The sequence below is a fragment of the uncultured Romboutsia sp. genome (assembly GCF_958366745.1).
GTDB classification, from domain to species: domain Bacteria; phylum Bacillota; class Clostridia; order Peptostreptococcales; family Peptostreptococcaceae; genus Romboutsia; species Romboutsia timonensis.
Window position 1 is genome coordinate 1 of sequence record NZ_CATXCO010000268.1, and the last position, 2,886, is coordinate 2,886.

Genomic DNA, 2,886 nt, shown 5'->3' on the forward strand with positions numbered 1-2,886 from the left:
TGGAAAATTTATTATGTTTTTAGTCGTAAGTTATCCAGCAAGTGATGTAGTAGGATTTATAAAAAATCCAATTAAAATAGTACTATTTATATTATTAGTATTTTTAGCTTGGAAAGTAGGAAATAGTATTAATACTAAATTAGATAAAAATAATTAAATATAAAGGATATAGGTCCTATATTAATATATAAAACCTATATCCTAGTAAGAATATAACTATAAAGCTTAATACTTTGCATATTAGTTTTTCTGTTTTAGAATTAGTCTTTATAGGCATTAAAGAAAAGTTAATATCTATTGGGTAAAGCAATTCTATACCTTCCTTTGTAAATAAATCTAATATCATATGAGAAAAACATCCGATTATAAGACCACTAAATGAAGATATAAAAACTATATTATTATCTGTATACTTTAATATTAGACTTGATAAATAACATAGTAAATATAGAAATAGTAGACTATGAGTAAAACTTCTGTGACGAAATCTAGAACCGAATAATTTATATACTTTTGGGAAGGTTTTACTTGCACAAGAACCACGCATATCTATATCTGGAATTATTGAACCTATATATGAAAAATACATATAAATAAATAATAGAATAAATTTATAAACAGGCTCATAACTAGATAAATATTCATTGTCAATAAAGGGCAGTGCAAGTAGTGCTAATAAGTATCCGCCCTTTGTGTGAGTTTCCTTTACCATTAATCCTCCTATGGTGCTAAGTACATGATGATTTATTACATTATATAGTAAATATAAAAATTTTACAAATTGCAACTATTTAGAATTATTATAATTAGAAAGAGCTTTATCCCAATTAACAACATTAAACCAATTATCTATATAATTTTCTCTATTATTTTGATATCTAAGATAATAAGCATGTTCCCATAGATCTATTCCTATAACTGGAATTAAGTTTAGTGTTATAGGTGTATCCTGATTTGATGTTTTTATTATAGATAAGTTTCCTTTATCGTCAGATACAAGCCATACCCATCCTGAACCGAAAATATCTAATGAAGCTTCTTTAAATTCCTTTTTAAATTCATCAAAAGATCCAAAATCTCTATCGATAGCCTTTTTTAGTTCTTCAGAAGGATATGTTTTTCTATTAGTCATTATGCTAAAAAAGAACTCATGATTATAAATTCCTCCACCGTTGTTTTTTATTATTTGCGACGCACTATCTGGAAGACAATCTAAGTTACTTAGTAAATCTGTTAAGCTACAAGAATAAAGTTTAGGATATTTTTTTATAGTATCATTTAGTTTATCAACATAATTTTTATAATGTTTATTATAATGTAACATCATAGTTTCTTTATCTACATATGGTTCTAATGCATCATAAGAATAATTTAGTTCTTTACATTCAAATGGTTTAAATTCTGATGATAAGCTTAATGAATTTGAAGAAGCTAAAATTATAAATAAAAAAAATAATGTTACTGATAATAGTTTTTTCTTCATAAAACCACCTCTATATAGTATTATGCTTAAAAATAAGATAAAAATTTATATAAAGTTAAATTTTATAGTATATATATCTAAATTATTTCAATTTTACATTATTTTATTATATTTCATATAAAAAGGAGTAGAATAATCTACTCCAAGTACTATTTAACACCCATTATTCCAGATACTAAAACATCAGTATCAGCCCCTAGGAAATAATCATTTATATTTATAGAGTTAAGTATTGTTTTTAAACTTTCTTCTTCGTGTTTTGTATTTAATAATAGGTTCTCAATATGAGAAATATCACATTTTCCAAAGAAATCCCCAAAGAATTTTATATCCTTTATAATTCCACCTTCAACATTTAAGTTAAATTCTACATTTCCTCCAGGATACCTTAATTCATTATAAAGAGAGTATTTTGGGGAATGTCCAAAGTTCCAATCCCAAGTATTGTATTTTTCTTCTACTAATTTATTTATATTATTTATATCTAACTCACTTAAAGTATAATACTTATTATCAGTATTTGTTTTATAAAAGTAATCTATTATTAAATCCTTAAATTCTAATATATCCATAGGAACTTTTAAATGTTCACTTATATTAGTTACACGAGCTTTTACAGATTTAATGCTTTTTCCTTCAAATTTTATAGGTTTAACTTTTAAAGCATTTGACATATCTGATATTTGAGATGAAAATAACAATGTACAATGATGCATTACTTTATTTTTGTAGTTATATTGAGCATTGCCTGAAAATTTACATCCATCTATTAACAAATCATTTCTTCCAGAAAATTTAGCATTTATATCCAATGTTTTTAAAAGTTCTATTATAGGAGTAGTAAATCTTTTGAAATCACTGAAATTATCATTATTACTTGCTATAAATGTAAAGTTTATATTACCTAAGTCGTGAAATACAGCTCCTCCTCCTGATTGTCTTCTGACAACGGGTATAGAGTTTTCTTTAATATAATCTAGATTAATTTCAGATAATGTATTTTGATTTTTACCAACTATTACGGAACTTTCATTTCTCCAAAGTATAAAGATATCTTCATCGAAGTTTTTAAGAAAATATTCTTCCATAGCCAAATTAAAAAACGGATTAGTTTTTTCATTATAAATTAGTAACATAAAATCTCTCCCTTAAAATGTATATAAATTTACATCATTAGGTAAATAGTAGCAGAGAATAATATAGTTATCAATATACTTAAAATTTATAGTTATAAGATATTTATAAATAGAAAATAATGAATACATATGAGTTATTTTAATTTGAATGTATAATATCATGGAAATCTATATAAATTAGTATATTAAATTAAATATGATAAACAATAAGATAGAAAATATTAGTATTTTAATAAAGTTTAGACTTAAAGCCTATAAATATAAAAG

General features: G+C 23.7%; 3 protein-coding genes. All 3 read right to left on the reverse strand.

Features of this window, described 5'->3' with window-relative positions; all coding sequences use genetic code 11:
• Nucleotides 1–175: 175 nt before the first annotated feature.
• Entirely contained in the window at nucleotides 176–712 is a 537-nt protein-coding gene (locus Q5F54_RS12495; protein WP_281539046.1) for a metal-dependent hydrolase, read from the reverse strand.
• 75 nt (nucleotides 713–787) lie between these two features.
• Nucleotides 788–1,483, reverse strand: a complete 696-nt coding sequence (locus Q5F54_RS12500) for a superoxide dismutase (protein WP_281539047.1) — start codon at nucleotides 1,481–1,483, stop codon at nucleotides 788–790.
• A 149-nt stretch (nucleotides 1,484–1,632) separates the two neighbouring features.
• Nucleotides 1,633–2,619 carry a lipoate--protein ligase gene (locus tag Q5F54_RS12505; RefSeq protein ID WP_281539048.1) on the reverse strand — a complete coding sequence of 329 codons (987 nt, stop codon included), beginning with the start codon at nucleotides 2,617–2,619 and terminating at the stop codon, nucleotides 1,633–1,635.
• Nucleotides 2,620–2,886: the final 267 nt, after the last annotated feature.

Bases quoted from the DNA above. Each gene is read 5' to 3' on its own strand.
- Q5F54_RS12500 (WP_281539047.1), bottom strand. From the start codon at position 1,483: ATGAAGAAAAAACTATTATCAGTAACATTATTTTTTTTATTTATAATT.
- Q5F54_RS12495 (WP_281539046.1), bottom strand. From the start codon at position 712: ATGGTAAAGGAAACTCACACAAAGGGCGGATACTTATTAGCACTACTT.
- Q5F54_RS12505 (WP_281539048.1), bottom strand. From the start codon at position 2,619: ATGTTACTAATTTATAATGAAAAAACTAATCCGTTTTTTAATTTGGCT.